This is a genomic window from Streptomyces sp. WAC 01529, from assembly GCF_003945545.1.
Taxonomy (GTDB): domain Bacteria; phylum Actinomycetota; class Actinomycetes; order Streptomycetales; family Streptomycetaceae; genus Streptomyces; species Streptomyces anatolicus.
Genome location: NZ_CP029617.1, coordinates 2,429,538 through 2,451,408 on the forward strand (window position 1 = coordinate 2,429,538; position 21,871 = coordinate 2,451,408).

The following is a 21,871-nucleotide window of genomic DNA, read 5'->3' on the forward strand; positions in this document are numbered from 1 at the left end:
GGCCCCGCGCAAGGCCCGCCTGCCCGCCGTCGTCGCGCCCCGCGGCTACCCGCCCGCCATCTCCCACACCAGCAGCTCCGCCGCGACCTCCGTGGTGGCGTCCGCCGTGGCCACCGCCTCCAGCCCCGTCCCGCCCGTGACCCGCGCCGCGTCGCCCGCGCTCAGGTGCTCCTCCCCCAGCCGTACTTCGCCGCGCACCACGTGGAGGTAGGTGAACGGGGCGTCCGGCAGGGCGGTGCGCTCGCCGGGGGCCAGGCGCCGGATGTGGAGGAGGGCTCCCGCCCCCGGGATCTCGTACGGGGTGGCGTCGGCGATTCCGTGGATGACCGCGTACGAGGGTTCGCCGCCCGGGGAGAGCGGGGCGAGCCACATCTGGACGAAGACGAGGGGGTCCGCGCCGTCGTTGCGCTCCACGTGGCGGACGCCGCCCGCCGCCGACAGGTGCTGGAGGTCGCCCGGGCGGACCAGGGACTCGCGGCCCGTCGAGTCCCGGTGGGTGAGTTCGCCCTCGACGACCCAGGTGACGATCTCGGTGTGGCTGTGCGGGTGTTCGTCGAAGCCCGCGCCGGGCGCGAGGCGCTCTTCGTTGCAGGCCAGGATCGCGCCGAAGCGGAGGTTGTCGGGGTCGTAGTGGGGCCCGAAGGAGAAGGCGTGGAAGGACTCGATGCCGGCCGCCGCGTCCCCGCCGCGGTACCGGTCGCCGGAGCGCCGTACGTCTGTCACGCGCTCCACGTTAGAGCCTGTCTTTGAACCCGCGTCGTTCGCGCGGAGCGCGGGCGGGGGTTCAAAGACAGGCTCTTGGCCCCGGCACCGCATCCCCCCGCCCCGATAAGGCAGTCTTGTCCCCGTGCCCGAACCCTCAGCGAACGAAGCCCACCAGGAGTCCGAGCCGGGTTCCCCGCCCGGGTCCCACCCCGAGCCAGGAGCCGGGCCACGGCATGACCGCCGCACCCCGCACGCGCACACCGCGACCCTGAAGCGCCTGGAGAAGTCGTCGGGGAGCCTCGCGGCGCAGGCCATCGCGCGCATGGACGAGACGCTGTCCTGGTACCGGGCGATGCCGCCGGAGAACCGCTCCTGGATCGGCCTGGTCGCCCAGGCCGGTATCGCCGCGTTCACCGAGTGGTTCCGGCACCCGGACGCCCCCCAGGCGATCTCCACCGACGTCTTCGGGACCGCCCCCCGCGAGCTGACCAGGGCGATCACCCTGCGGCAGACCGTGGAGATGGTGCGTACGACGATCGAGGTGATGGAGTCCGCGATCGACGAGGTCGCGGCCCCGGGCGACGAATCCGTCCTGCGCGAGGCGCTGCTCGTCTACGCCCGTGAGATCGCCTTCGCCACCGCGCAGGTGTACGCGCAGGCCGCCGAGGCACGCGGTGCCTGGGACGCCCGTCTCGAATCCCTCGTGGTGAACGCGGTGCTCTCCGGAGAGGCCGACGAGGGGGCCGTCTCCCGCGCCGCCGCGCTCGGCTGGAACTCCCCCGAGCACGTCTGCGTGGTCCTCGGCACCGCCCCGGACGGCGACAGCGAGCTGACCGTGGAGGCCATCCGGCGGGCCGCCCGGCACGCGAAGCTCCAGGTCCTGACGGGTGTACTCGGCTCTCGCCTGGTCGTCATCGCGGGCGGCAGCGACAATCCGCTGGCGGTCGCCAAGGCGCTGATCGGGCCGTATGCCGCCGGTCCCGTGGTGGCGGGGCCGATCGTGCCCGATCTGCTCGCGGCCACCCGTTCCGCGCAGGCGGCGGCCGCCGGGCTCAAGGCGAGCGCCGCCTGGCAGGACGTCCCGCGGCCCGTCCTCGCGGACGATCTGCTGCCCGAGCGGGCCATGGCGGGGGATCCGGCGGCCCGCGTACAGCTGGTGGAGGAGATCTACAGACCGCTGGAGGAGGCGGGCTCCGCGCTCCTGGAGACGCTCAGCGTCTATCTGGAGCAGGCGAGCAGCCTCGAAGGCGCCGCCCGGATGCTCTTTGTGCACCCCAACACCGTGCGCTACCGGCTTCGACGTGTGACTGACGTCACCGGCTGGTCGCCCTCCGACGTACGGTCGGCCTTCACGCTGCGGATCGCGCTCATCCTGGGGCGACTGGCCGACGCGGATCCTCAGTCGTAGGGCTTTTGTCGGGCCCCTACAATTCCCCCAGCCGTTCTTCGTCCCTGTCCCCACGGGCGGCTTACGCCGTCGACAAGAGAGAGTGTGAGAGTGCTCGTACTCGTCGCTCCCGGCCAAGGCGCTCAGACGCCCGGCTTCCTGACTCCCTGGCTCGACCTCCCCGGCGCCGCAGACCGCCTCGGCGCCTGGTCGGACGCCATCGGGCTCGACCTCGCCCACTACGGCACGCAAGGAGACGCGGACGAGATCCGCGACACCGCCGTGGCGCAGCCGCTGCTCGTGGCCGCCGGACTGCTCTCCGCCGCGGCACTCGGTGACATCGCGCCGGGCGCCGTCGCCGGACACAGCGTCGGCGAGATCACGGCCGCCGCGTACGCGGGTGTGCTCGGCGACGACGACGCCCTGCGCCTCGTGCGCAAGCGCGGGCTCGCCATGGCCGAGGCCGCCGCCGTCACGGAGACCGGCATGGCGGCGCTGCTCGGCGGCGACCCCGAGGTCACCGTCCCGCACCTGGAGAAGCTCGGCCTGACCCCGGCCAATGTGAACGGCGCGGGCCAGATCGTGGCCGCGGGCACCAAGGAGCAGCTCGCCGCCCTGGAGGCCGACAAGCCCGAGGGCGTGCGCAAGGTCATCGCCCTCAAGGTCGCGGGCGCCTTCCACACGCGCCACATGGCTCCCGCGGTGGCGCGGCTGGAGGAGGCCGCCAAGGGCCTCACCCCCGCCGACCCCAGGTTCACCTACGTCTCGAACCGCGACGGCAAGACGGTCGCGACCGGCGCCGAGGTGATCGAGCGCCTGGTCGGCCAGGTGGCCAACCCGGTCCGCTGGGACCTGTGCATGGAGACGTTCCAGGAGCTGGGCGTCACCGCGCTGATCGAGATCTGCCCCGGCGGCACGCTGACCGGTCTGGCCAAGCGTGCGCTCAAGGGCGTCCAGACGCTCGCGGTCAAGACCCCCGCCGACCTCGACGCGGCCCGCGCGCTCGTCGCCGAGCATTCCTGAGCCGACGACAGACAAGGAGCCGTAGCGCATGTCGAAGATCAAGCCCAGTCAGGGCGCCCCGTACGCGCGGATCATGGGCGTCGGCGGCTACCGGCCCACCCGTGTCGTGCCGAACGAGGTGATCCTGGAGACGATCGACTCGTCCGACGAGTGGATCCGTTCCCGCTCGGGCATCGCCACCCGCCACTGGGCCTCCGACGAGGAGACCGTGGCCGCGATGTCCATCGAGGCGGCGGGCAAGGCGATCGCCGACGCGGGCATCACGCCCGAGCAGATCGGCGGCGTCATCGTGTCGACGGTCTCGCACTTCAAGCAGACCCCGGCCATCGCGACCGAGATCGCGGACAAGATCGGCGCGGGCAGGCCCGCCGCGTTCGACATCTCCGCGGGCTGCGCCGGCTTCGGTTACGGTCTGACGCTGGCCAGGGGCATGGTCGTCGACGGTTCCGCCGAGTACGTCCTTGTCATCGGCGTGGAGCGGCTGAGCGACCTCACCGACCTGACCGACCGCGCGACGGCGTTCCTCTTCGGTGACGGCGCCGGTGCCGTGGTCGTCGGCCCCTCCAAGGAGCCGAGGATCGGCCCGACGGTCTGGGGCTCGGAGGGCGACAAGTCCGAGACGATCAAGCAGACCGAGTCCTGGGAGGCGTACCGCAACGGCGCGCCCGACAAGTTCCCTGCCATCACGCAGGAAGGCCAGGCGGTTTTCCGCTGGGCCGTGTTCGAGATGGCGAAGGTCGCCCAGCAGGCGCTGGACGCGGCCGGGATCACCGCGGACGACCTGGATGTCTTCATTCCGCATCAGGCCAACGAGCGGATCATCGACTCGATGGTGAAGACTCTGAAACTGCCCGAGCACGTCACGGTCGCCCGTGACGTGCGCACCACCGGTAACACCTCGGCCGCCTCGATCCCGCTCGCGATGGAGCGGCTCCTGGCGACCGGCGAGGCGAAGAGCGGCGACACCGCGCTCGTCATCGGCTTCGGGGCGGGTCTCGTGTACGCCGCCACGGTCGTTACCCTCCCCTAGGCATCACGTACGGATCACCCGGTCCGTACTGCTGTGACCAACCTGCCGCTGCCGCGGCGGGCGCCACACCCTCTGGATACATAAGAAGGAGCGCCAACATGGCCGCCACTCAGGAAGAGATCGTCGCCGGTCTCGCGGAGATCGTGAACGAGATCGCCGGCATCCCGGTCGAGGACGTCCAGCTGGACAAGTCCTTCACCGACGACCTGGACGTCGACTCGCTGTCCATGGTCGAGGTCGTCGTCGCCGCCGAAGAGCGCTTCGACGTCAAGATCCCGGACGACGACGTCAAGAACCTCAAGACGGTCGGCGACGCGACCAAGTACATCCTCGAGCACCAGAACTGACCGAGCTCGTGCTCAGTCGCCACCCGGCGGTGGCGCCGCTGATCCCCTCAACACCGTGGAGAAATTTCCTGTGAACTCGACCAATCGCACCGTGGTCGTCACCGGTATCGGCGCAACCACACCGCTGGGTGGCGACGCAGCCTCGACGTGGGAGGGCCTGCTCGCGGGCCGCTCCGGCGTCAGCACGCTGGAGCAGGAGTGGGCGGCCGAGCTGCCCGTCCGCATCGCCGGCCAGATCGCCGTGGAGCCGGGTGAGATCATCCCCCGCCCGCAGGCACGCAAGCTGGACCGGTCGGCGCAGTTCGCGCTGATCGCGGCCAAGGAGGCCTGGGCCGACGCGGGCTTCACCGCGAAGGCGGGCGAGGACACTTCGGTGGACCCGCACCGCCTCGGCGCGGTCATCGCCTCCGGCATCGGCGGCGTGACCACGCTCCTCGACCAGTACGACGTGCTGAAGGAGAAGGGCGTACGCCGTGTCTCCCCGCACACCGTGCCGATGCTGATGCCCAACTCCCCGGCGGCCAACGTCGGCATCGAGCTGGGCGCCCAGTCGGGCGTCCACACCCCGGTGTCGGCCTGCGCCTCGGGCGCGGAGGCCATCGGCTACGCCATCGAGATGATCCGCACCGGCCGCGCCGACGTCGTCGTCGCGGGCGGCACGGAGGCGGCGATCCACCCGCTGCCGATCGTCGCGTTCGGCAACATGATGGCGATGTCGAAGAACAACGACGACCCGCAGGGCGCCTCGCGTCCCTACGACGCGGACCGCAACGGCTTCGTGCTCGGCGAGGGTGCCGGTGTGATCGTCCTCGAGTCCGAGGAGCACGCCAAGGCCCGTGGCGCGAAGATCTACGCGGAGGCCGTCGGCCAGGGCATCTCGGCCGACGCGCACCACATCACGCAGCCCGAGCCGTCCGGCAACGGCATCGCCGCGGCCCTGCAGAACCTGATCGACACGACGGACCTCAAGCCGTCCGAGATCGTGCACGTGAACGCGCACGCCACCTCGACCCCGCAGGGTGACGTCGCCGAGATCAAGGCGCTGCGCAAGGCGTTCGGCGACGACGTCGACCACATGGCGATCGCCAGCACCAAGTCGATGACGGGTCACCTGCTCGGTGGCGCGGGCGGCGTGGAGACCGTGGCCACGGTCCTCGCGCTCAAGCACCGCATGGCCCCGCCGACGATCAACATCGAGAACCTCGACCCCGAGGTCGACGCGGACATCATCCGCGACGAGGCGCGCGCGCTGCCCGAGGGCCGTATCGCGGCGCTGAACGACTCGTTCGGCTTCGGCGGCCACAACGTCGTCCTGGCGTTCCGGACCGTCTGACGCGGTCGTACGTGAACCGGAAGGGCCCCCGCCGCATGGTGGGGGCCCTTCCGATTGCGTGAGGGCCCTTCCGGTTACGTGGAGGCCCTTCCGGTTACCCGGAACAGGTGTCACACGACCTGGTGCAGCCACCGCACCGGCGCGCCCTCGCCCGCGTACCGGAAGGGTTCCAGTTCGTCGTCCCAGGGCTTGCCGAGGAGCTTGGCCAGCTCGGCCTCCAGGTCGCTCTCGCCGCGCTGCGAGCGGGCCAGGGCGGCGCGCAGGCGGTCCTCGGGGATGAGGATGTCGCCGTGCAGCCCGGTGACGGCGTGGAAGATGCCGAGGTCGGGCGTGGCGCTGTACCGCTCGCCCTCGGCGTTCGGGCACGGCTCGGCCGTGACCTCGAAGCGCAGCAGGGACCATCCGCGCAGGGCGGAGGCGAGCTTGGACGCGGTGCCCGCCGAGCCCTTCCAGGAGAATTCGGATCTCCAGGTGCCCGGCGCGGCGGGCTGCCTGATCCAGTCGAGGCTCACACGCGCGCCGAGCACGCCCGCGACGGCCCACTCGACGTGTGGGCACAGCGCGCGCGGAGCGGAGTGCACGTACAGAACTCCACGTGTCGTCACCGGGACCTCCAGTGTGGGTCGAGGTTCGCCTTCCCCAGCGGCCTCGCGCCCGTGCCGAGCAATTTTCCCCAAATGGTAGAGAAACCTGGGAAAAGGGGACAGATGTGACGTGATGTAATTTAGCGGAACCACGGCAGCGAGGCGTCACCGGGTCGATCATCCGCCTGTCGCCGCCCATGACAGCGGGGCCGGGCGGCTACGGGGCGAGGCTACCGTGCGTCGGCGCAAGGAGTGTGACGTACCGTCGGTCCCAGGGCCAGGAAACTCCGACCTTTCACCCGGCGGGGCGCAACCCCGGCCACGCGCACGACGTCTTCATTGAACGACAGACAGAGGGGACCAGGGGATGCGGAACCGCAGGCACCGTACGCGTGCCGTCGTCGCGCTCGCGACAGCCGCCCTCCTCGGCACCGCCTCGCTCACGGCGTGTGACGCGCAGGGCGGCAACTCCCCGGCCCCCGGCGCCTCCGCGCACAAGAAGCCCTCCCCCGCCTGGGACACCACGCCCCGCTCGCTGGCGGCGGTCGGCGACTCCATCACGCGCGGCTTCGACGCCTGCTCGGTGCTCTCCGACTGCCCCGAGGCGTCCTGGGCGACCGGCACGGACGCCGAGGTCAGAAGCCTCGCGACCCGGCTGCTGGGGAAGAAGCGGGCCGCCTCGCACAGCTGGAACCACGCCAAGACCGGCGCCCGGATGGCGGATCTGACCGGGCAGGTCGAGCAAGCCGCCACCGAGCGGCCCGAGCTGGTGACGGTGATGGTCGGCGCCAACGACGCCTGCCGCTCGACACCGTCCGCGATGACGCCGGTCGCCCGCTTCCGCGCGGACTTCCAGGAGGCGATGCGCACGCTGCGCCGCTCGCTGCCGAAGGCGCAGGTGTACGTGTCGTCCGTGCCGGACCTCAAGCGGCTCTGGTCGCAGGGGCGCACCAACGCGCTGGGCAAGCAGGTGTGGAAGCTCGGCATCTGCGCGGCGATGCTGGCCGACCCGGACGATCTGAGCACCGCGGCGACCGAGCGGCGGGAGTCGGTGCAGGACCGCGTCGTGGCGTACAACGACGTACTCGAAGAGGTGTGCGAGAAGGATCGGCGGTGCCGATACGACGGCGGGGCGGTGTTCGACTATCGCTTCGACGGCGACCAGCTGAGCCACTGGGACTGGTTCCACCCCAGCAAGAACGGCCAGGCGCGCATCGCCGAGCTGGCCTACCGTCAGGTGACCTCCCGCAAGCCGGTCTCCTGAGCGCTCCTGGGCTCTGCCTTACGGGGCGGCCCTGAGCGTCTTCGTCAGGCGCGGGTCCGCGATCGAGCGGCCCGCCGTGACCTCGTACGAACCTTCCTGGTACGACCAGGCGTTGGCGTCCTCGTCCCAGATCTCGAAGGCCCGGCGCGGGAGTTCGACCGTCGCCTCCACGCTCTCGCCCGGCGCCGCCTCGACGGACGCGAAACCGGCGAGCCAGCGGGGCGGGCGGGCGGCGTCCGCAATGGTGGGGGCAAGGTAGAGCTGGATGACCTCGCGGCCCGCGCGCGTACCGGAGTTGCGGACGCGGACCGTGGCCGTCGTGCCCTCCACCGTGAGGGATTCGTATGTCCAGTCGGTGTAGCCGAGGCCGTGGCCGAACGCGTACGAGGGGGTGGCGCCCGCCTGCTCCCAGGCGCGGTAGCCGATGAACACGCCCTCGTCGTAAGGGAGTTCACCGTCGGTCGGAGTGACCCTCGTGACGGGGGCGGCCGCGAGGTCGCCCCAGGTGGTGGGGAGCCGGCCGCCGGGCTCCTCGGCGCCGAGGAGGACGTCGGCGAGGGCCGCGCCGCCCTCCTGGCCGGGGAACCAGCCGAGCAGGATCGCGGCGACGTCGTCGCGCCACGGAAGTTCCACCGGGGAGCCGGAGTTGACGACGACGACCGTGCGGGGGTTGGCCGCGGCCACCGCGCGGACCAGGTCGTCCTGGTGGCCCGGCAGCCTGAGGTCCTGGCGGTCGAAGCCCTCGGACTCGACGCGTTCGGTGGTGGCGACGACCACGACGGCGGTGTCGGCGTGGCGCGCCGCCTCGACGGCCTCGGACATGAGTTCGTCGGCGGCGCGCCGCGGGCCGAGGTGGACGAGGGAGAACAGGACGCCCGGCAGCGGTGTCGCGGCCTCCTTGTCGAGCCGGTGGAGCAGGGAGACCTCGACGGGCTCGCCCTCGGTGAGCGCCACCGTGCCGCGCTCGACCGGGGAGCCGAAGAACGCCTCGAACGGGTCGGCCCCGGCGTCCATCTCCTGCACGCCGTCATAGAGGACCCGGCCGCCGACCGTCAGCGTGAAGCCGCCGAGGCCGCGCGTGCCGAAGGAGTGCTCGCCGCTCTCGCGGGGCGTGAACGTGCCGACCACCTCGACGCTCGCCATGGCCTCGTGGGTGACGCCTTCGGGCAGGTCGTCGCCGATCCACTGGACCTGGCCGGTGGGCAGGCCGCCCTCGCCCAGGAGGTGGCCCTCCGCGTCCCGGCAGCGGGCGCGCAGCTCGAACCCCTTGTCGGCCGGGGCGAGTTCGTCGCTGGGGTCGGCCCCGACCGCGTGCGTGAGGGCGCCTTCTGGCAGGGCGGCGGTCAGGCCGTCGAGCGGGGAGACGACGCGGGCGGGGAAGACGGTGGCGGAGCCGCCGCCGAGGACGCGGGCGTCGCGGGCGGCGGCGCCGATGAGAGCGACCGTGCCGGGGGTGCGCCGGAGCGGCAGGGTCTGGTGCTCGTTGCGCACGAGGACGAAGGAGCGGCGGGCGATCTCGCGGGCCAGGGCCTCGCCGTCGATGTCGGCGGGGGCCCGGGTGACGGCCGGTTCGGCGCCTTCGAGGACGCCGACGCGCGCGGCGAGGCGCAGGACGTCGCGGACGGCCGCGTCGACCGTCTCCTCCTCTACGTGGCCCGCGCGGACGGCGGCGGCGAGCGGCTCTCCGTACACCGTGCGGGGGCCCGGCATGGCGACGTCGAGGCCGCCCTCGATGGCGCCGGCGGTGGTGCGGGCGGCCATCCAGTCGGAGACGTTGCAGCCGTCGAATCCCCACTCGCCGCGCAGCACTCCGTTCACGAGGTGGCGGTGTTCGGTCATCGTCACGCCGTTGACCTGGTTGTAGGCGGTCATGATGCCCCAGGGGCGGGCGTGGGTGACGATCGCCTCGAAGGGCGCCAGGTACAGCTCGCGCAGGGCGCGCGCGCCGATCCTGTTGTCGACGGTGAAGCGCTCGGTCTCGGCGTCGTTGGCGACGAAGTGCTTGACGGTCGTGCCGACGCCGCCGGACTGCACGCCCTGGACATAGCCGGTGCCGATCACGCCCGTCAGATACGGGTCCTCGCTGTACGCCTCGAAGTGGCGGCCGCCGAGCGGGGTGCGGTGGAGGTTGACGGTGGGCGCGAGCAGGACGTGGACGCCCTTGCGGCGGGCCTCCTGCGCCAGGAGCGCCCCGGCGCGGCGGGCCAGCTCCTGGTCCCAGGTGGCGGCGAGGGCGGTCGGGGAGGGCAGCGCGATGGACGGGTCGTCGGCGGTCCAGCGGGTGCCGCGCACGCCGATCGGGCCGTCGGACATCACGAGGGACCTCAGGCCGATCTCCGGCAGGGCGTGCAGGGACCACATGTCGCGGCCGCCGAGCAGGCGGGCCTTGGCGTCCAGGCCGAGCTTGCCGAGGGCGGCCTCGACGGCCGCCTCCCGCGCCCGGTCCGCGTCCGTGGCCTCGGTGGGCTTGGGTGCCGCCATGACGGTGCCTCCTCGTTGAATCCGTGGATGTGTCGCACCGGCCGTCCGCGCCGGTGGCCCCATCCTGCATCTCCCACCTGTTGATCGGTAGGTTTCGTTATCTTGCTGTTATACGAAGATGTCGTACGGTCCTCCGGGTGGGGCCGGAAGTCCCGCGAGCGGGGCCGAGGGAAGGGTGCGGAGATGACGGCGGGCAGGGCGAGGCCCAGGGGCGAGGAGAGGCGTGCGGAGATTCTCCGGGCCGCCCTTGAGGTGATCGCCGAGCGCGGCTACCGGGGCGCGAGCCTCGGGGCGGTCGCCGAGCGGGTCGGCCTCACCCAGCAGGGCCTGATGCACTACTTCCCCACCAAGGAGGCCCTTCTGGTGGCCGTCCTGGAGGCCCGCGACCAGTGGGACGCGGTGCCGCGCGGCGAGTGGCGGCTCGATCTGCTCGGCTCGCTCGTGGAGTACAACGCGATGCGGCCCGGCGTCGTGCAGACCTTCTCCGCGCTGCTCGGCGAGAGCGTGACGGACGGGCATCCGGCGCGCGCCTTCTTCGCCGGGCGGTACGGGACGGTGCGCGAGAGCTTCGCGGCGGTGCTGCGCGCCGAGTACGGGGAGCGGCTGCCCTCCGGCCTCACGCCGGAGGCGGCGGCTCCGCTGCTGGCGGCGGTGATGGACGGCTTGCAGTACCAGTGGCTCCTCGACCCCGACGCGGTGGACATGCCGGAGGCCTTCCGGGCCTTCCTCGCACTCCTTGGCGGCGGCCAGGAGACGGGCCGGGACTAGCCGGGGCTAAGGCGCCTTCGGCAGTTGCTGGGTCGCGCAGTGGATGCCGCCGCCGCCCTCGCCGAGGGCGTCCACCGGGATCTGGGTGACCTGGCGGCCCGGGTACAGCTCCCGGACGATCGACGCGGCCGCGCTGTCGGCCTTCCTGTCGCCGAAGCGGGGCATGATCACGGCGCCGTTCGCCACGTAGTAATTGACGTAGCTCGCGAGGAAGTCGGGGCCTCGGCGGCCGATGCGGGTCGGTTCGGGGAGCGCGGCGAGATCCAGGGACTTGCCGCGGGCGTCCTTCGCCGCGGAGAGGGTCTCGCGGGCCTGGGCGTAGGCCTTGGACCAGACGTCGTCGGGGGCCGTCGGCGGCGGGGTGCTCATGACCACCACGCCCGGTTCGGCGAAGCGGGCCAGGGCGTCGATGTGGTAGTCCGTGATGTCCTTGCCCCTGACACCGTCCACCCAGATGACCCGGGTGACGCCGAAGAGCCGCTTGAGCGCGCGTTCGATGTCGTCGCGGGACTTGCCCGGGTTGCGATTGCCGTTGACCAGGGAACTCTCGGTCGCGAGCAGAGTGCCCGCCCCGTCGACCTCGATCGCGCCGCCCTCACCGACGATCGGCGCCTCGACGCGCGGAACGCCCCGGTCGGCCAGGATCCGCCGGGCGACCTCGCCGTCGCGGGCGTGCTCCTGCTTGTCGCCCCAGCCGTTGAAACGGAGGTCGACGCCCGCGAGGCCGTCGGGGCCGAGCACGAAGCTCGGGCCCGTGTCCCGCATCCACAGGTCGTCCACCGGCACCGGCAGGATCTCCACCCCCGAACCGCAGGCCCGCCGGGCCGCCTTCGCGTCCCGCTCGTCCGCGAGCAGCGTCACCGGCTCGAACTCCGCGATCGTGCGGGCGATCCGCGCGATGTCCTCCCGTACGGCATGGACGTACGACTTCCAGATGCGGCGGCTCGGCCAGGACATGTACGTCAGCTCGTGCGGGGCCGCCTCGTCGGGCATGCGGCGGCCGTCGGCGGAGGGTGCCGTGGCGGGCTCGGCGCGGTCCTGCTTTCCCGGGTGCTCGGCGCCCCCTTCGCCACCGCAGGCGCTCAGCGCCGTCGCGCCGAGGGCCGCGAGGGCGCCTGCCCTGAGGGCGCGCCGCCTGGGCATTCCTCTGTTCGGTGTCACGTCGGTGTCCTGCCTTTCTGGCCCTGACTGAAATTTCAGTCAGTACGATCGTAGGGCATGATCGGAGGCCGGACCCAGAACCCGATCCTTCAGGCAGTGGAGCAGCGCGATGCCGGACAGGCCCACCCAGATCCTCGAAGCCGCCGCCCGGCTGATCGCCCGGCGCGGGGTGCGCGGGCTGCGCGTCGAGGAGGTCTCCGCCGAGGCCGGGGTGTCGACCGCGCTGATCTACTACCACTTCAAGGACCGCGCCGGGCTGCTCCGCCGCACCCTGGAGTTCATCGGCCGCCGCGCGGTCCGCTACACCGACGCCGCCCTGGAGACCTCCGCCGACCCCCGCACCCGGCTCACCGACCTGCTGCTCCTGGAGCTTCAGGACACGCCCCGCGTACGGGAGAACAGCGCGGCCTGGGGTGAGCTGCGTGCCACCGCCGTCTTCGATCCCGACCTGCGCGAGCAGCTGACCGTCGCCACGAAGGAGTGGGCCGACGATCTCGCCCACCTCATCCGGCAGGCGCGGACCGCCGGGCAGGCGGCGGAGGACGTCGACCCGCGGGCGGCGGCCGAACGGCTCACCGCGCTCGTCGAGGGCGTCAGCGAACGGTGGCTGAGCGGCACGACCACGCTGGAGCGCGCGCATGAGCTGCTGCGCGGGGCCGTCGTACGGGAGCTGGGGCGGGCCTGAGCCGGGCGGTCTCCGTGGGCCTACCCGCGCCGGGGCAATTCGGTTGACCGGGCGCTGTCCGGCCGCTTCTATTCGGAACTCGTACGACGAGGGGGGACGGAATGAAGATGCACGCCGGTGAGGCCGAGGTCGACGAGGCGGTCGTCGGCCGGCTGATCGGCGCCCAGTTCCCGGCCTGGGCCGGGCTTCCCGTGCGGCGGGTGGGCTCCGCGGGGACGTCGAACGTGATGTACCGGCTCGGCCCGGACATGGTGGTGCGCCTGCCCCGGCTCGCGGGGTCGGCGAAGGACGTGGCGCGGGAGCAGCACTGGCTGCCCCGGCTCGCGGCGGCGCTGCCCGTCGCGGTCCCCGTGCCGATCGCCCAGGGCGTGCCGGGCGAGGGCTACCCCTGCTCCTGGTCCGTCTTCCGCTGGCTGGACGGCACGACGCCCGACCCGGGCGAGCCCCTCGCCGAGCCCGTGCTGTTCGCCCGGGACGTCGCGGAGTTCCTGATCGCTCTGCGCGGGGTCGACCCGGCCGGTGCGCCCGCCGCCTACCGCAGCGAGCCGCTGGCCGAGCGCGACGGCTCCACCCGGGAGGTGATCGCTGAGCTGCGCGGTCTCGTGAACGCCGGGGCCGCGACGGCCGTATGGGAGGCCGCTCTGCGTGCGCCCGCGTGGCGGGGGGACGCGGTGTGGGTGCATGGCGATCTCCAGCCGGGCAATGTCCTCGTCGACCGCGGCCGGCTCAGCGCGGTCATCGACTTCGAGTGCATGGGCGTGGGCGACCCGGCCGTCGATCTGATCGCCGCCTGGTACCTGATGGACGCCGAGGCCCGCGAGGCCTTCCGCGCCGCGCTCGGCGGGGCCGCGGACGACGCGATGTGGGCGCGCGGGCGGGGCTGGGCCCTCACGATCGCCCTCAACGAACTCCGGTACTACCGCGAGACGAACCCGGTGATGGCGGACATCGCGCGCCGCGTCCTCGGCCGGCTGACCGAGGAGGCGGGGCGGGCGGCGGGCGGGCGGTGAGGCTCAGAGCCTGTCTTTGAACCCGCGTCGTTCGCGCGGAGCGCGGGCGCAGCGGCGGTCGGTGCGTGCGATCGGCGTGCGTGCCGGGCGTCGGGGCGCAGGCGGGGGTTCAAAGACAGGCTCTCAGGGGGACCGCGCCATGAAGGCCCGTGCAGTCCACTTCGCGCGGGCCGCGCCATAGCGCTCACCCCGTCCGCCCCGCGATACTTCCGCCACCCCACCGGTTACGGAAGGACTCGCGTGCGTTCTCGCTCTCATGTGCTGTCTCGGCTCGGCGCCCTCGGTGTCGCCGCCCTCTTGGCCGGGGCCATCGCCCCGGCGTCCGCCTCCGCCGCCCCGGGCTCCGAGGGCCGTGCCCCCACCGTCGAGGAGCAGCGGCTGGACCGTGCCGCCCCTCGGGAGATCCTGCGGCGCAGCGGGTTCGACGGCCTCGCCCCGGAGTTGGCGCGGGCGCTCGGCGAGGCCCGCTCCTATGGCCAGGCCCGCCGTGTCGTCGTACGCGAAGGCGGGCAGCTGTGGCGCAGGGCCGTCGACCGGGCGCAGGGGCGCGGGCCCGCCCGGGGGGACCTGAGCCGGGACGACGACCGGCCGCTGTACTGGGCCCGCCTGGGGATGGCGCGGGAGCTGCGGCAGTGGGAGCCGAAACGGTTCTCCCTCGGGGAGGAGCAGCGCGCCCGGCTCATGGGCGCGCTGGAGAGGACGTCCCGGGGGCAGGACAGCGTCCGGTTCCCCGCGTCCGACCGCGGCCCCGGCAAGGGTCAGCGAGCAAAGGGCCAGCGCGCCGAGGGCCACCGCGTCAAGCGGATCCTCGTCACCGGGTTCGATCCCTTCACCCTCGACCGGGACGTCCGCATCAGCAACCCCTCCGGCGCCACCGCGCTGGCCCTGGACGGCACGACGATCCGGACCGCCGACGGTGTCGCCCGCGTCGAGGCGGTCACCTTCCCCGTCCGCTGGCAGGACTTCACCGACGGCGCCGTGGAGCGGGCGCTGCGCCCGTACCTCCCCCGCGTGGACCTCTTCACCACCATCAGCCAGGGGCGGGTGGGCCGCTTCGACATCGAGCGGACCAACGGGGCCTGGCGCGGCGGCTTCCCCGACAACGACAACGTCTCCAGGACGGAGACCGTCCCGGTGAGCGATCCCGCCTCGCAGCCCCAGTGGACGTCGACGACCCTCCCGTACAAGAAGATCGCGGAAGCCGCCACGGGCCGCTTTCCCGTGTACGACAACACGTCGGTGACCGAGATCCCGGCGGGCGGGGGCGCTCCCGTGGTCCGGCCCGGCGGGCCCACCGAGGGGTCGACGGCCCGCGCGGGTGGCGGCGGTGACTATCTGTCCAACGAGATCGCCTACCGGGCGACGCTGCTGCGGGACCGGCTGGGGCTGCGCGACCGGCTGCCCGGCGGGCATGTGCACACGCCGGTTCTGCGGTTCGGGGCGGGTAACACCGACCCGGCGACGGGCGCCGTGACCGATCCCGAGTTCGTACGGAACCGGCTCGACATCATCGCTCAGGTGAGGGGCATCCTGCGCGTGGCCGCGTCGGAGTCCTGACCCGCGCCCTCCGGGCCGCCGTCGCCGTCCGAGCCGTTCTCGCCCAGCAGGTCCCGTGCCATCAGCGTCGCCCCCGCGACCGCGCCCGGCATCAGGAACACCGCGACGAACGGCACCAGGAAGGCGACGGCGAGCGGCGCCCCGAAGCCCCAGGCGAGCCCCTTGCGCGAGCGCAACAGGGCGAGCCGGTCGCGCAGTTCGACGCCGCGGCGCTGGAGGGCGACCGCGGTCAGCTCCTCGACGAGGAAGAAGCCGGTCACGCAGAAGCCGATGACCGGGACGACGGTCTGGCCGACGACCGGGATGAAGCCGAGCCCGAAGAGCAGGACGCCCCAGAGCAGCGCGCGCACGAGGACGCGCAGGCTGTCCCTGGCGGAGATCCACAGTTCGCGCCAGAGCGGGAGCCCCGACTCGGGGGCGTGGCCCGACTCGGCGATGTCGACCTTCTCGGAGAGCGACTCGTAGAAGGGCTGCCCGATCAGGAGCGTCATCGCGGTGAAGGTGAGGACGGAGAGCAGCAGCGCGAGGCCGAAGAGCAGCGCCGTCAGGAAGCCGCGGAAGAGGCCCTGCCACGGCGAGGACCAGTCGTCGGCGAAGGGCGTGGCCCAGCCGACGGCGTCGGCGCCCCAGAGCGCGAGGGCGACGAGCGCCCCCGCGTACAGGACGAGGGTGATGAGACCGGGCAACAGGCCCATCCCGTACTGCTTGCCGTGCTGGGCGACCCAGCGCTGGCCCTTCATCAAGTAGCCGAAGCCCACACCGAGATCACGCATGCGGCACACCCTAGCCGCAGGTGGGGGGCGGTTTGGGGGCTGCCGCGTGCCAGGACTGTCACAGCCCTCTCGAAGGCCCCCTTGTTGTGGAGGAGTTGAACCGTGTAAGACCTCGCTTACCGATCAACGGAGGTACGCATGGGCATGTCCCGGCCATCCAGACCCGTTCTGTTCACCGCCGCCGCCACGGCCGGCGCGCTGGTGCTCACCGCGCTCGTCCCGGGCAGCGCGACCGCCGACCCGGCACCGCGCCCGGTCACCCGCGAGGGTTCGCCGCTCGGCGCCGACCGGGCGGCCATGGCCCCGCAGGCCGCTGCCGAACGCGCCCTCGGCAGCCCGCCGGCCCCGGGGCTCGCCGATGGCAGGGGCCGCGGCTACCCGCGCGAGCGGAAGCTCGACACACCTCCGGAGAACCCTGCCGACAAGTCGATAAAACTGGGGCTCACGCCGTACCACGGCATAGCCCCGAAGCTGAACGCACTCCAGCGCCTCGGCGACCGCGTGAGCGTGGAGATCGCGGGCCGTTCGGCGGGCGGGCACCCGCTCTACCTCGTGACAGTCACCGCGCCCGAGTCCGCGCGCGAGGCGGCGCGCCAGGAGCGGATGCGCGAGCGCATCGAGAACGCTCCCTCGGCCGCCGCGAAGGACAAGGCGATCAAGGCCTCGTACAAGACGCCCGTCTTCATCAACAACAACATCCACGGCAACGAGTGGGAGGGCACCGACGCCGCCCTGAAGCTCATCGAGAGGCTGGCGAGGGCGAAGGACGCGAAGAGCCGGTCCCTGCTCGCGCACAACCGCCTCTACTTCAACGTCACCGCCAACCCCGACGGCCGTATCGCGGGGACCCGGGCGAACGCCAACGGCTTTGACCTCAACCGCGACTTCATCACCGCCTCCCAGCCCGAGGCCCGCGCGATCCGCGAGATCGCCGCCGCCAAGCAGCCCGCGGTCATGCTCGACCTGCACGGCTATGTGAACGGCACGCTGATCGAGCCGACCACTCCCCCGCACGGCGAGAACTACGAGTACGACCTGTTCCTCAAGAACTCCTACGCCAACGCCCTCGGCATGGAGGCCGCCGTCAACGGCCTCGGCTACACGCGGGAGAAGGACGGCGTGAAGCCCGCCGTCATCCCCTTCCGCGACCAGGAGGAGGGCTGGGACGACTGGCCGCCCATCTTCACCCCGCAGTACCTGCCCTTCCACGGCGCGGTCGCCACGCACACGATCGAGTTCCCGATGCAGGTGAACAACGCGGCGTACGAGTCGCAGCCGGTCGCGGAGCTGCGGCGCAGGGCCGCCATCAACGTCGACATCGCGGGCGCGGCCATGCGCGCGAGCGTCGACTACGCCGACCGCCGCCGCTCCTCGCTGATCGCCGACCAGATCGAGGTCTTCCGGCGGGGCGCGACGGGCGCGGAGCAGGTGCCGGTCTCGGCGGAGACGGTGCCGGGCGTGCCGGGGATCGGCCCCGAGGATGTGTACACGACCACGTTCCCGCGCGCGTACGTGATTCCGGCGGGCTCCTCGCCGGGCGGGCGCGGTCAGCGTTCGGCGACGGCGGCGGCGCGGCTCGTGGACCATCTGCTCGCCAATGACGTACGCGTCGAGCGCGCGGCCCACCGCTTCCGGCTGGGTGGCAAGACGTACCCGAAGGGCTCGTACGTCGTCGACATGCACCAGCCCAAGCGGGGTCTGGCCAATGTGATGCTGGCCGACGGGCGCGACATCAGCGACAAGGTGTCGACCATGTACGACATCTCGGGGTGGAGCCTCGGGCGGCTGTGGGGCGCGAGCGTCGACTCCGTGAAGAGGGGCGACCTGGACGCCCTGCGCACGCGTGAGGTGCGGGCCGCGGCCCGGGTCGGGTATGTGGCACCGCGCGGTGATCTGCGGCTGCGGCTCGACGACCCGCGGGAGATCGCGGCCGTCAACCACCTGCTCGCCGAGGGGGTTTCGGTACGAGGCGGCCGTGACGGGAGCGCGATCGTGTCGTCGTCGGCGCGCCGGGCGGCGGTGGAGGCCGCGAGGAAGTACGACGTCGCTTTCGATGCCACGAAGGCCAAGGGCGGTGCCGCGCTGCACCGTACGCGGGTCGCGGCGGCCGTCACGCCGGGCGAGCTCTTCGCACTGCGGGAGATGAACTTCGACGTGGTGCCCGTGTCGACGGCCGTGCTCAACTCGGGCTTCGGCTGGAAGGGGACGGACGCGCTCTTCGTGTCGGCCGGGCTCGACCACGACGAGCTGAACCCGGCGGCGAAAGCCGGGCTCGAACGGTTCCTCACCAAGGGCGGCGGCCTCGTCGGCCGGGGTGCGGCGGGCGCCGCGCTGAACACCGGCGCGAAGCTGCTCGCCGTGCGGCCGGTGGAGGGCAACGGCGACGCCAACGGCGTGGTCCGCGTGGTCAACGCGGGCGGCACGGTCACCGGCGGCGCGCCGGACCACAGCTTCGTCTACTCGCCGATGTGGTTCACCGGCCTCGGCTCCGGGGTGCGCGTGGAGCAGCGGTACGGGACCGGCGACCCGCTGGTCTCCGGGCACTGGCGGCCCCTGGAGGACGGCGGCGGGGGCCCGGCGTCCGCCGCGGGGCGCGCCGCGGTCGTCAGCGGGGCGGCGCGGGGCGCGGACGTGGTCCTTTTCGGCACCGAGCCGCTCTTCCGCGACCATCCCAAGGGGGTGTTCCCGCAGGTCGGGCGGGCGCTGCTGAAGGTCGGCCGGTAGTCGGCGCCGCGCGGTAGGCGGTAGGCGTGGCCCGCACGGTCGGACAGAGCGCCGCGCGGTACGGCAGAGGGCCGCACCCCCGCTCGGGGGTGCGGCCCTTTCGTGCGGGTGACCGGTGGGTCAGGCGACCGCGAGGTCGACCTTGATGTTGCCGCGCGTGGCGTTCGAGTAGGGGCACACCTGGTGCGCCTTCTCGACAAGCGACTGCGCGGTGGCCGCGTCCACGTTCGGGATGGAGGCGGTGATCGCGACCTCCAGGCCGAAGCCGCCGGACTCGTTCTGGCCTATGCCGACCTTGGCGGTGACGGTCGAGCCGGAGATGTCGGCGTTCTCCTTGCGGGCGACCACGCCGAGGGCGCCCTGGAAGCAGGCGCTGTACCCGGCGGCAAACAGCTGCTCGGGGTTGGTGCCCGCGCCGCTGCCGCCCATCTCCTCCGGGGGGTTCACGACGACGTCGAGCTTGCCGTCGTCGCTGGCCACACGGCCGTCGCGGCCGTTCTCGGCGGTGGCGACCGCGGTGTACTTGACGTCGATCTTCTGGATGGACATAGGTGCCGATTCCTCCTGTGACGTGCCGCGGTGCGCGCCCACACCGCGGCCAAGTGGAATCAGGTTATCGGATGCCGGAAGATCGACACATGGCCCCGCCCGGGACGGCGTCTCAGGCGAGGGAGACGATCATCTTTCCGGTGTTCTCGCCGCGGAGCATGCCGAGGAAGGCGTCCACGCCGTTCTCGACGCCCTCGACGACCGTCTCGCGGTACTTCAGCTCGCCGGAGCGGATCCAGCCGCCGACCTCGCGGACGAACTGCGGCTGGAGCGCGCTGTGGTCCTGCACGAGCATGCCCGTCAGGCGCAGCCGCTTGCCGATGACCAGGGCGAGGTTGCGCGGGGCCGGGGTCGGCTCCTTGTCGTTGTAGCCGGCGATCATGCCGCAGATGGTGACCCGGCCGTGCACGTTCAGCCGGCTGATGGCGGCTTCCAGGTGCTCGCCGCCGACGTTGTCGAAGTAGACGTCGATGCCGTCGGGGGCGGCCTCCTTCAGCTGCTCGGCGACCGGCTTGTCGTCCTTGTAGTTGAAGGCGGCGTCGAAGCCGTACTCCTCGACGAGCAGCTTGACCTTCTCGTCCGAGCCCGCCGAACCGATGACGCGCGAGGCGCCCTTCAGCTTGGCGATCTGGCCGACCTGGCCGCCGACGGCACCCGCGGCGCCGGAGACGAAGACGGCGTCGCCCTCCTTGAAGGAGGCGACTTCGAGCAGACCGGCGTACGCGGTCAGGCCCGTCATGCCGAGCACGCCGAGGTAGGCGGAGAGCGGCGCGGCCTGCGCGTCGACCTTGGTGGCGTGCTGGGCGGGGACGGAGGCGTACTCGCGCCAGCCCGCGAAGTGCAGCACGTGGTCGCCGACCGCGAAGCCCTCGGCGTTGGAGGCGACGACCTCGCCGACCGCGCCGCCCTCCATGGGCTTGTCGAGCTGGAACGGCGGGACGTAGGACTTCACGTCGTTCATCCGGCCCCGCATGTACGGGTCCACCGAGAAGTGGAGGTTGCGCACCAGGACGCGGCCCTCGCCGGGGGCGGTGACGGGGACCTCGCGCAGCGCGAAGTCCTCGGGGACCGGCCAGCCTTCCGGGCGCCGGACCAGGTGCCACTCACGGCTGACGGAGGGGAGCTGCTCGGGGGTGACGGACATGAGGGCGTCCTCCTAAGAGATGTTTCATGCCAAGCGATGCTTCATGCATGCTTCATGCCTAGCGATGTTTCATGTGCTGAAACAACCATGCTCTTTGATATTTCATAGTGTCAAGTAAACGGGTAACCTGGTGACCATGGCCACCAGTGACCCGCGTACCCCTTCACCCCGCGCCGACCCGCTGACGGTCGAGGTCGTCGAGCTGATCGGCGAGGTCGTGGGGCGCTACCACGAGGAGTACGAGGAGGCGGCGGCCGGCCACTCGCTGACCGGCGCGCAGGCGCGCGTCCTGGGGCTGCTCTTCATCGAACCTATGCCCATGCGCCGCATCGCGCAGAAGCTGAAGTGCGAGCCGTCGAACATCACGGGCATCGTCGACCGCCTGGAGGCCCGCGGCCTCGTCGAGCGGCGGCCCGACCCGGCCGACCGGCGCGTGAAGCTGGCCGCGCCGACGGATGAGGGCGCGGAGGTCGCCCGCGGTCTGCGCGACTCCCTGAACTTCGCGCGGGAGCCGCTGGCGGAGCTTTCGCACGAGGAGCGGCTTTCGTTGCGGGGGTTGCTGCGGAGGATGTTGGGCGGGGAGGCGTAGGCCTTCGGGCGGCCGTTCCAGTCGGTCGCCCCAGTCGGCCGTTCCAGGATGTGTGCGTCTGTGCTGGTCAGGGGCTGTTCCGGCGTTCCGGCGTCCCGTGTCCGTGGCCCGTTGTGGCGGCCGGGACGGGTCGCGGCGGAGGCTGTGGCGGTCCGAGCAGTTCGCCGGACGGACCACTCCCAGCACCCATGGAGCTTCTGATGCGCTCGCGTCTCGCCGCCCGTTCCCCCCGCGCCACCCGGCTCGCCCTGACCGCCGTCGCCGCCGTGGCCCTCACCACCACCGCCGCCGGGGCCGCGCTCGCCGTCGACGGGCAGAGCAGGGCCTCCGCCGTCGAGCAGGCCTGCGGAACCAATGACCTGACCTTCAAGGTCACCGAGAAGACGCAGGCGGGCGGGTATCTCCTCGTCACCGCCAAGGCCAGGCCCGGCATCACCTGCTACCTGGAGGGCAACATCCCCTCCGCCTCCTTCGGCTCCTCCCCCGACACGGAGGTCCTGCCCATCGAGCAGGGCATCACCGAGAGCATCAAGCTCTCCGGTACCACCGCCGCCTACGCCGGTATCAACCCCAAGTCGACCGACAACGACTACGGCATCGAGTTCGAGCGGCTCTTCCTCTCCGTCGCCGGTGACGAGGAGAACAGCGTCGCCCTCCGCCTGCCCAGCGCCACTCTTATCGACAAGCCCCTCGCCACCAACTGGCACGCCGACCCGGCCGACGCTGTCCCCTTCAGCTGACGCTCTCCTGCGCCGGG

The 21,871-nt window shown here is 72.3% G+C and carries 20 protein-coding genes; 13 read left to right on the top strand and 7 right to left on the bottom strand.

The window, feature by feature from the left end:
* Positions 1 to 45: 45 nt before the first annotated feature.
* A complete protein-coding gene (locus tag DMA15_RS37960) occupies positions 46 to 723 on the bottom strand; it encodes a pirin family protein (protein WP_125512582.1) in 678 nt (225 codons plus the stop codon).
* Positions 724 to 973: 250 nt separating this feature from the next.
* Here DMA15_RS37960 and fasR point away from each other — a divergent pair, with 250 nt between their 5' ends.
* From fasR to fabF, 5 genes are all read left to right on the top strand, one after another.
* Positions 974 to 2,113 carry a fatty acid biosynthesis transcriptional regulator FasR gene (gene fasR / locus DMA15_RS10920; RefSeq protein ID WP_125517589.1) on the top strand — a complete coding sequence of 380 codons (1,140 nt, stop codon included), beginning with the start codon at positions 974 to 976 and terminating at the stop codon, positions 2,111 to 2,113.
* Between the two features lie 90 nt (positions 2,114 to 2,203).
* Positions 2,204 to 3,115: an ACP S-malonyltransferase gene (locus tag DMA15_RS10925; RefSeq protein WP_125512583.1), complete on the top strand. Its 912-nt coding sequence runs from the start codon at positions 2,204 to 2,206 to the stop codon at positions 3,113 to 3,115.
* A 28-nt stretch (positions 3,116 to 3,143) separates the two neighbouring features.
* Positions 3,144 to 4,145: a ketoacyl-ACP synthase III gene (locus DMA15_RS10930; RefSeq protein WP_125512584.1), complete on the top strand. Its 1,002-nt coding sequence runs from the start codon at positions 3,144 to 3,146 to the stop codon at positions 4,143 to 4,145.
* A 98-nt stretch (positions 4,146 to 4,243) separates the two neighbouring features.
* Positions 4,244 to 4,492, top strand: coding sequence for an acyl carrier protein (locus DMA15_RS10935; protein WP_030777934.1), 249 nt, complete (start codon positions 4,244 to 4,246; stop codon positions 4,490 to 4,492).
* 70 nt (positions 4,493 to 4,562) lie between these two features.
* The gene (gene fabF / locus DMA15_RS10940; protein WP_125512585.1) at positions 4,563 to 5,825 is read left to right on the top strand and encodes a beta-ketoacyl-ACP synthase II; all 1,263 of its coding nucleotides are present in this window, start codon (positions 4,563 to 4,565) and stop codon (positions 5,823 to 5,825) included.
* Between the two features lie 110 nt (positions 5,826 to 5,935).
* On the opposite strand, the gene DMA15_RS10945 is transcribed toward fabF, so the two are convergent.
* Complete coding sequence (locus DMA15_RS10945) at positions 5,936 to 6,430, bottom strand: DUF3145 domain-containing protein (RefSeq protein WP_125512586.1); 495 nt, start codon at positions 6,428 to 6,430, stop codon at positions 5,936 to 5,938.
* A 346-nt stretch (positions 6,431 to 6,776) separates the two neighbouring features.
* On the opposite strand from DMA15_RS10945, the gene DMA15_RS10950 reads away from it, so the two are divergent.
* The gene (locus tag DMA15_RS10950; RefSeq protein ID WP_125512587.1) at positions 6,777 to 7,673 is read left to right on the top strand and encodes an SGNH/GDSL hydrolase family protein; all 897 of its coding nucleotides are present in this window, start codon (positions 6,777 to 6,779) and stop codon (positions 7,671 to 7,673) included.
* An 18-nt stretch (positions 7,674 to 7,691) separates the two neighbouring features.
* Here the strand turns inward: DMA15_RS10950 and DMA15_RS10955 are convergent, their stop codons facing one another.
* Positions 7,692 to 10,154 carry a glycoside hydrolase family 3 C-terminal domain-containing protein gene (locus tag DMA15_RS10955; RefSeq protein ID WP_125512588.1) on the bottom strand — a complete coding sequence of 821 codons (2,463 nt, stop codon included), beginning with the start codon at positions 10,152 to 10,154 and terminating at the stop codon, positions 7,692 to 7,694.
* A 183-nt stretch (positions 10,155 to 10,337) separates the two neighbouring features.
* Between DMA15_RS10955 and DMA15_RS10960 the strand changes: the two genes are divergently transcribed.
* Positions 10,338 to 10,922: a TetR/AcrR family transcriptional regulator gene (locus DMA15_RS10960; RefSeq protein WP_125512589.1), complete on the top strand. Its 585-nt coding sequence runs from the start codon at positions 10,338 to 10,340 to the stop codon at positions 10,920 to 10,922.
* A gap of 6 nt (positions 10,923 to 10,928) precedes the next feature.
* Here the strand turns inward: DMA15_RS10960 and DMA15_RS10965 are convergent, their stop codons facing one another.
* Entirely contained in the window at positions 10,929 to 12,083 is a 1,155-nt protein-coding gene (locus tag DMA15_RS10965) for an agmatine deiminase family protein (RefSeq protein WP_346428908.1), read from the bottom strand.
* Positions 12,084 to 12,192: 109 nt separating this feature from the next.
* Here DMA15_RS10965 and DMA15_RS10970 point away from each other — a divergent pair, with 109 nt between their 5' ends.
* The 3 genes from DMA15_RS10970 (at position 12,193) to DMA15_RS10980 (ending at position 15,335) form a co-directional block, all read left to right on the top strand.
* Complete coding sequence (locus DMA15_RS10970) at positions 12,193 to 12,768, top strand: TetR/AcrR family transcriptional regulator (protein WP_125512590.1); 576 nt, start codon at positions 12,193 to 12,195, stop codon at positions 12,766 to 12,768.
* Between the two features lie 107 nt (positions 12,769 to 12,875).
* A complete protein-coding gene (locus tag DMA15_RS10975) occupies positions 12,876 to 13,778 on the top strand; it encodes an aminoglycoside phosphotransferase family protein (protein WP_125517594.1) in 903 nt (300 codons plus the stop codon).
* Between the two features lie 240 nt (positions 13,779 to 14,018).
* On the top strand, positions 14,019 to 15,335 hold the full coding sequence (locus tag DMA15_RS10980; protein WP_164551727.1) for a pyroglutamyl peptidase: 1,317 nt from the start codon (positions 14,019 to 14,021) through the stop codon (positions 15,333 to 15,335).
* Here DMA15_RS10980 and DMA15_RS10985 read toward each other — a convergent pair.
* The gene (locus DMA15_RS10985) at positions 15,293 to 16,108 is read right to left on the bottom strand and encodes an EI24 domain-containing protein (protein ID WP_125512591.1); all 816 of its coding nucleotides are present in this window, start codon (positions 16,106 to 16,108) and stop codon (positions 15,293 to 15,295) included. The genes DMA15_RS10980 and DMA15_RS10985 overlap by 43 nt on opposite strands.
* Before the next feature lie 138 nt (positions 16,109 to 16,246).
* Between DMA15_RS10985 and DMA15_RS10990 the strand changes: the two genes are divergently transcribed.
* Entirely contained in the window at positions 16,247 to 18,832 is a 2,586-nt protein-coding gene (locus tag DMA15_RS10990) for a M14 family zinc carboxypeptidase (protein ID WP_125512592.1), read from the top strand.
* Positions 18,833 to 18,952: 120 nt separating this feature from the next.
* Here the strand turns inward: DMA15_RS10990 and DMA15_RS10995 are convergent, their stop codons facing one another.
* Entirely contained in the window at positions 18,953 to 19,381 is a 429-nt protein-coding gene (locus DMA15_RS10995; protein ID WP_125512593.1) for an organic hydroperoxide resistance protein, read from the bottom strand.
* 112 nt (positions 19,382 to 19,493) lie between these two features.
* Positions 19,494 to 20,525, bottom strand: coding sequence for an NADP-dependent oxidoreductase (locus DMA15_RS11000; RefSeq protein WP_125512594.1), 1,032 nt, complete (start codon positions 20,523 to 20,525; stop codon positions 19,494 to 19,496).
* A gap of 136 nt (positions 20,526 to 20,661) precedes the next feature.
* Here DMA15_RS11000 and DMA15_RS11005 point away from each other — a divergent pair, with 136 nt between their 5' ends.
* Both DMA15_RS11005 and DMA15_RS36605 read left to right on the top strand, forming a co-directional pair.
* Positions 20,662 to 21,114, top strand: coding sequence for a MarR family transcriptional regulator (locus DMA15_RS11005; RefSeq protein ID WP_125512595.1), 453 nt, complete (start codon positions 20,662 to 20,664; stop codon positions 21,112 to 21,114).
* Between the two features lie 200 nt (positions 21,115 to 21,314).
* Positions 21,315 to 21,854, top strand: a complete 540-nt coding sequence (locus tag DMA15_RS36605) for a DUF4232 domain-containing protein (RefSeq protein WP_164551728.1) — start codon at positions 21,315 to 21,317, stop codon at positions 21,852 to 21,854.
* Positions 21,855 to 21,871: the final 17 nt, after the last annotated feature.

Excerpts from the sequence above, each read along its gene's own strand:
- DMA15_RS10930 (WP_125512584.1), top strand. The coding sequence starts at position 3,144 with ATGTCGAAGATCAAGCCCAGTCAGGGCGCCCCGTACGCGCGGATCATG.
- DMA15_RS10935 (WP_030777934.1), top strand. The coding sequence starts at position 4,244 with ATGGCCGCCACTCAGGAAGAGATCGTCGCCGGTCTCGCGGAGATCGTG.
- DMA15_RS10950 (WP_125512587.1), top strand. The coding sequence starts at position 6,777 with ATGCGGAACCGCAGGCACCGTACGCGTGCCGTCGTCGCGCTCGCGACA.
- DMA15_RS10955 (WP_125512588.1), bottom strand. The coding sequence starts at position 10,154 with ATGGCGGCACCCAAGCCCACCGAGGCCACGGACGCGGACCGGGCGCGG.
- DMA15_RS10960 (WP_125512589.1), top strand. The coding sequence starts at position 10,338 with ATGACGGCGGGCAGGGCGAGGCCCAGGGGCGAGGAGAGGCGTGCGGAG.
- DMA15_RS10970 (WP_125512590.1), top strand. The coding sequence starts at position 12,193 with ATGCCGGACAGGCCCACCCAGATCCTCGAAGCCGCCGCCCGGCTGATC.
- DMA15_RS10975 (WP_125517594.1), top strand. The coding sequence starts at position 12,876 with ATGCACGCCGGTGAGGCCGAGGTCGACGAGGCGGTCGTCGGCCGGCTG.
- DMA15_RS10985 (WP_125512591.1), bottom strand. The coding sequence starts at position 16,108 with ATGCGTGATCTCGGTGTGGGCTTCGGCTACTTGATGAAGGGCCAGCGC.
- DMA15_RS10990 (WP_125512592.1), top strand. The coding sequence starts at position 16,247 with ATGGGCATGTCCCGGCCATCCAGACCCGTTCTGTTCACCGCCGCCGCC.
- DMA15_RS10995 (WP_125512593.1), bottom strand. The coding sequence starts at position 19,381 with ATGTCCATCCAGAAGATCGACGTCAAGTACACCGCGGTCGCCACCGCC.
- DMA15_RS11000 (WP_125512594.1), bottom strand. The coding sequence starts at position 20,525 with ATGTCCGTCACCCCCGAGCAGCTCCCCTCCGTCAGCCGTGAGTGGCAC.
- DMA15_RS11005 (WP_125512595.1), top strand. The coding sequence starts at position 20,662 with ATGGCCACCAGTGACCCGCGTACCCCTTCACCCCGCGCCGACCCGCTG.
- DMA15_RS36605 (WP_164551728.1), top strand. The coding sequence starts at position 21,315 with ATGCGCTCGCGTCTCGCCGCCCGTTCCCCCCGCGCCACCCGGCTCGCC.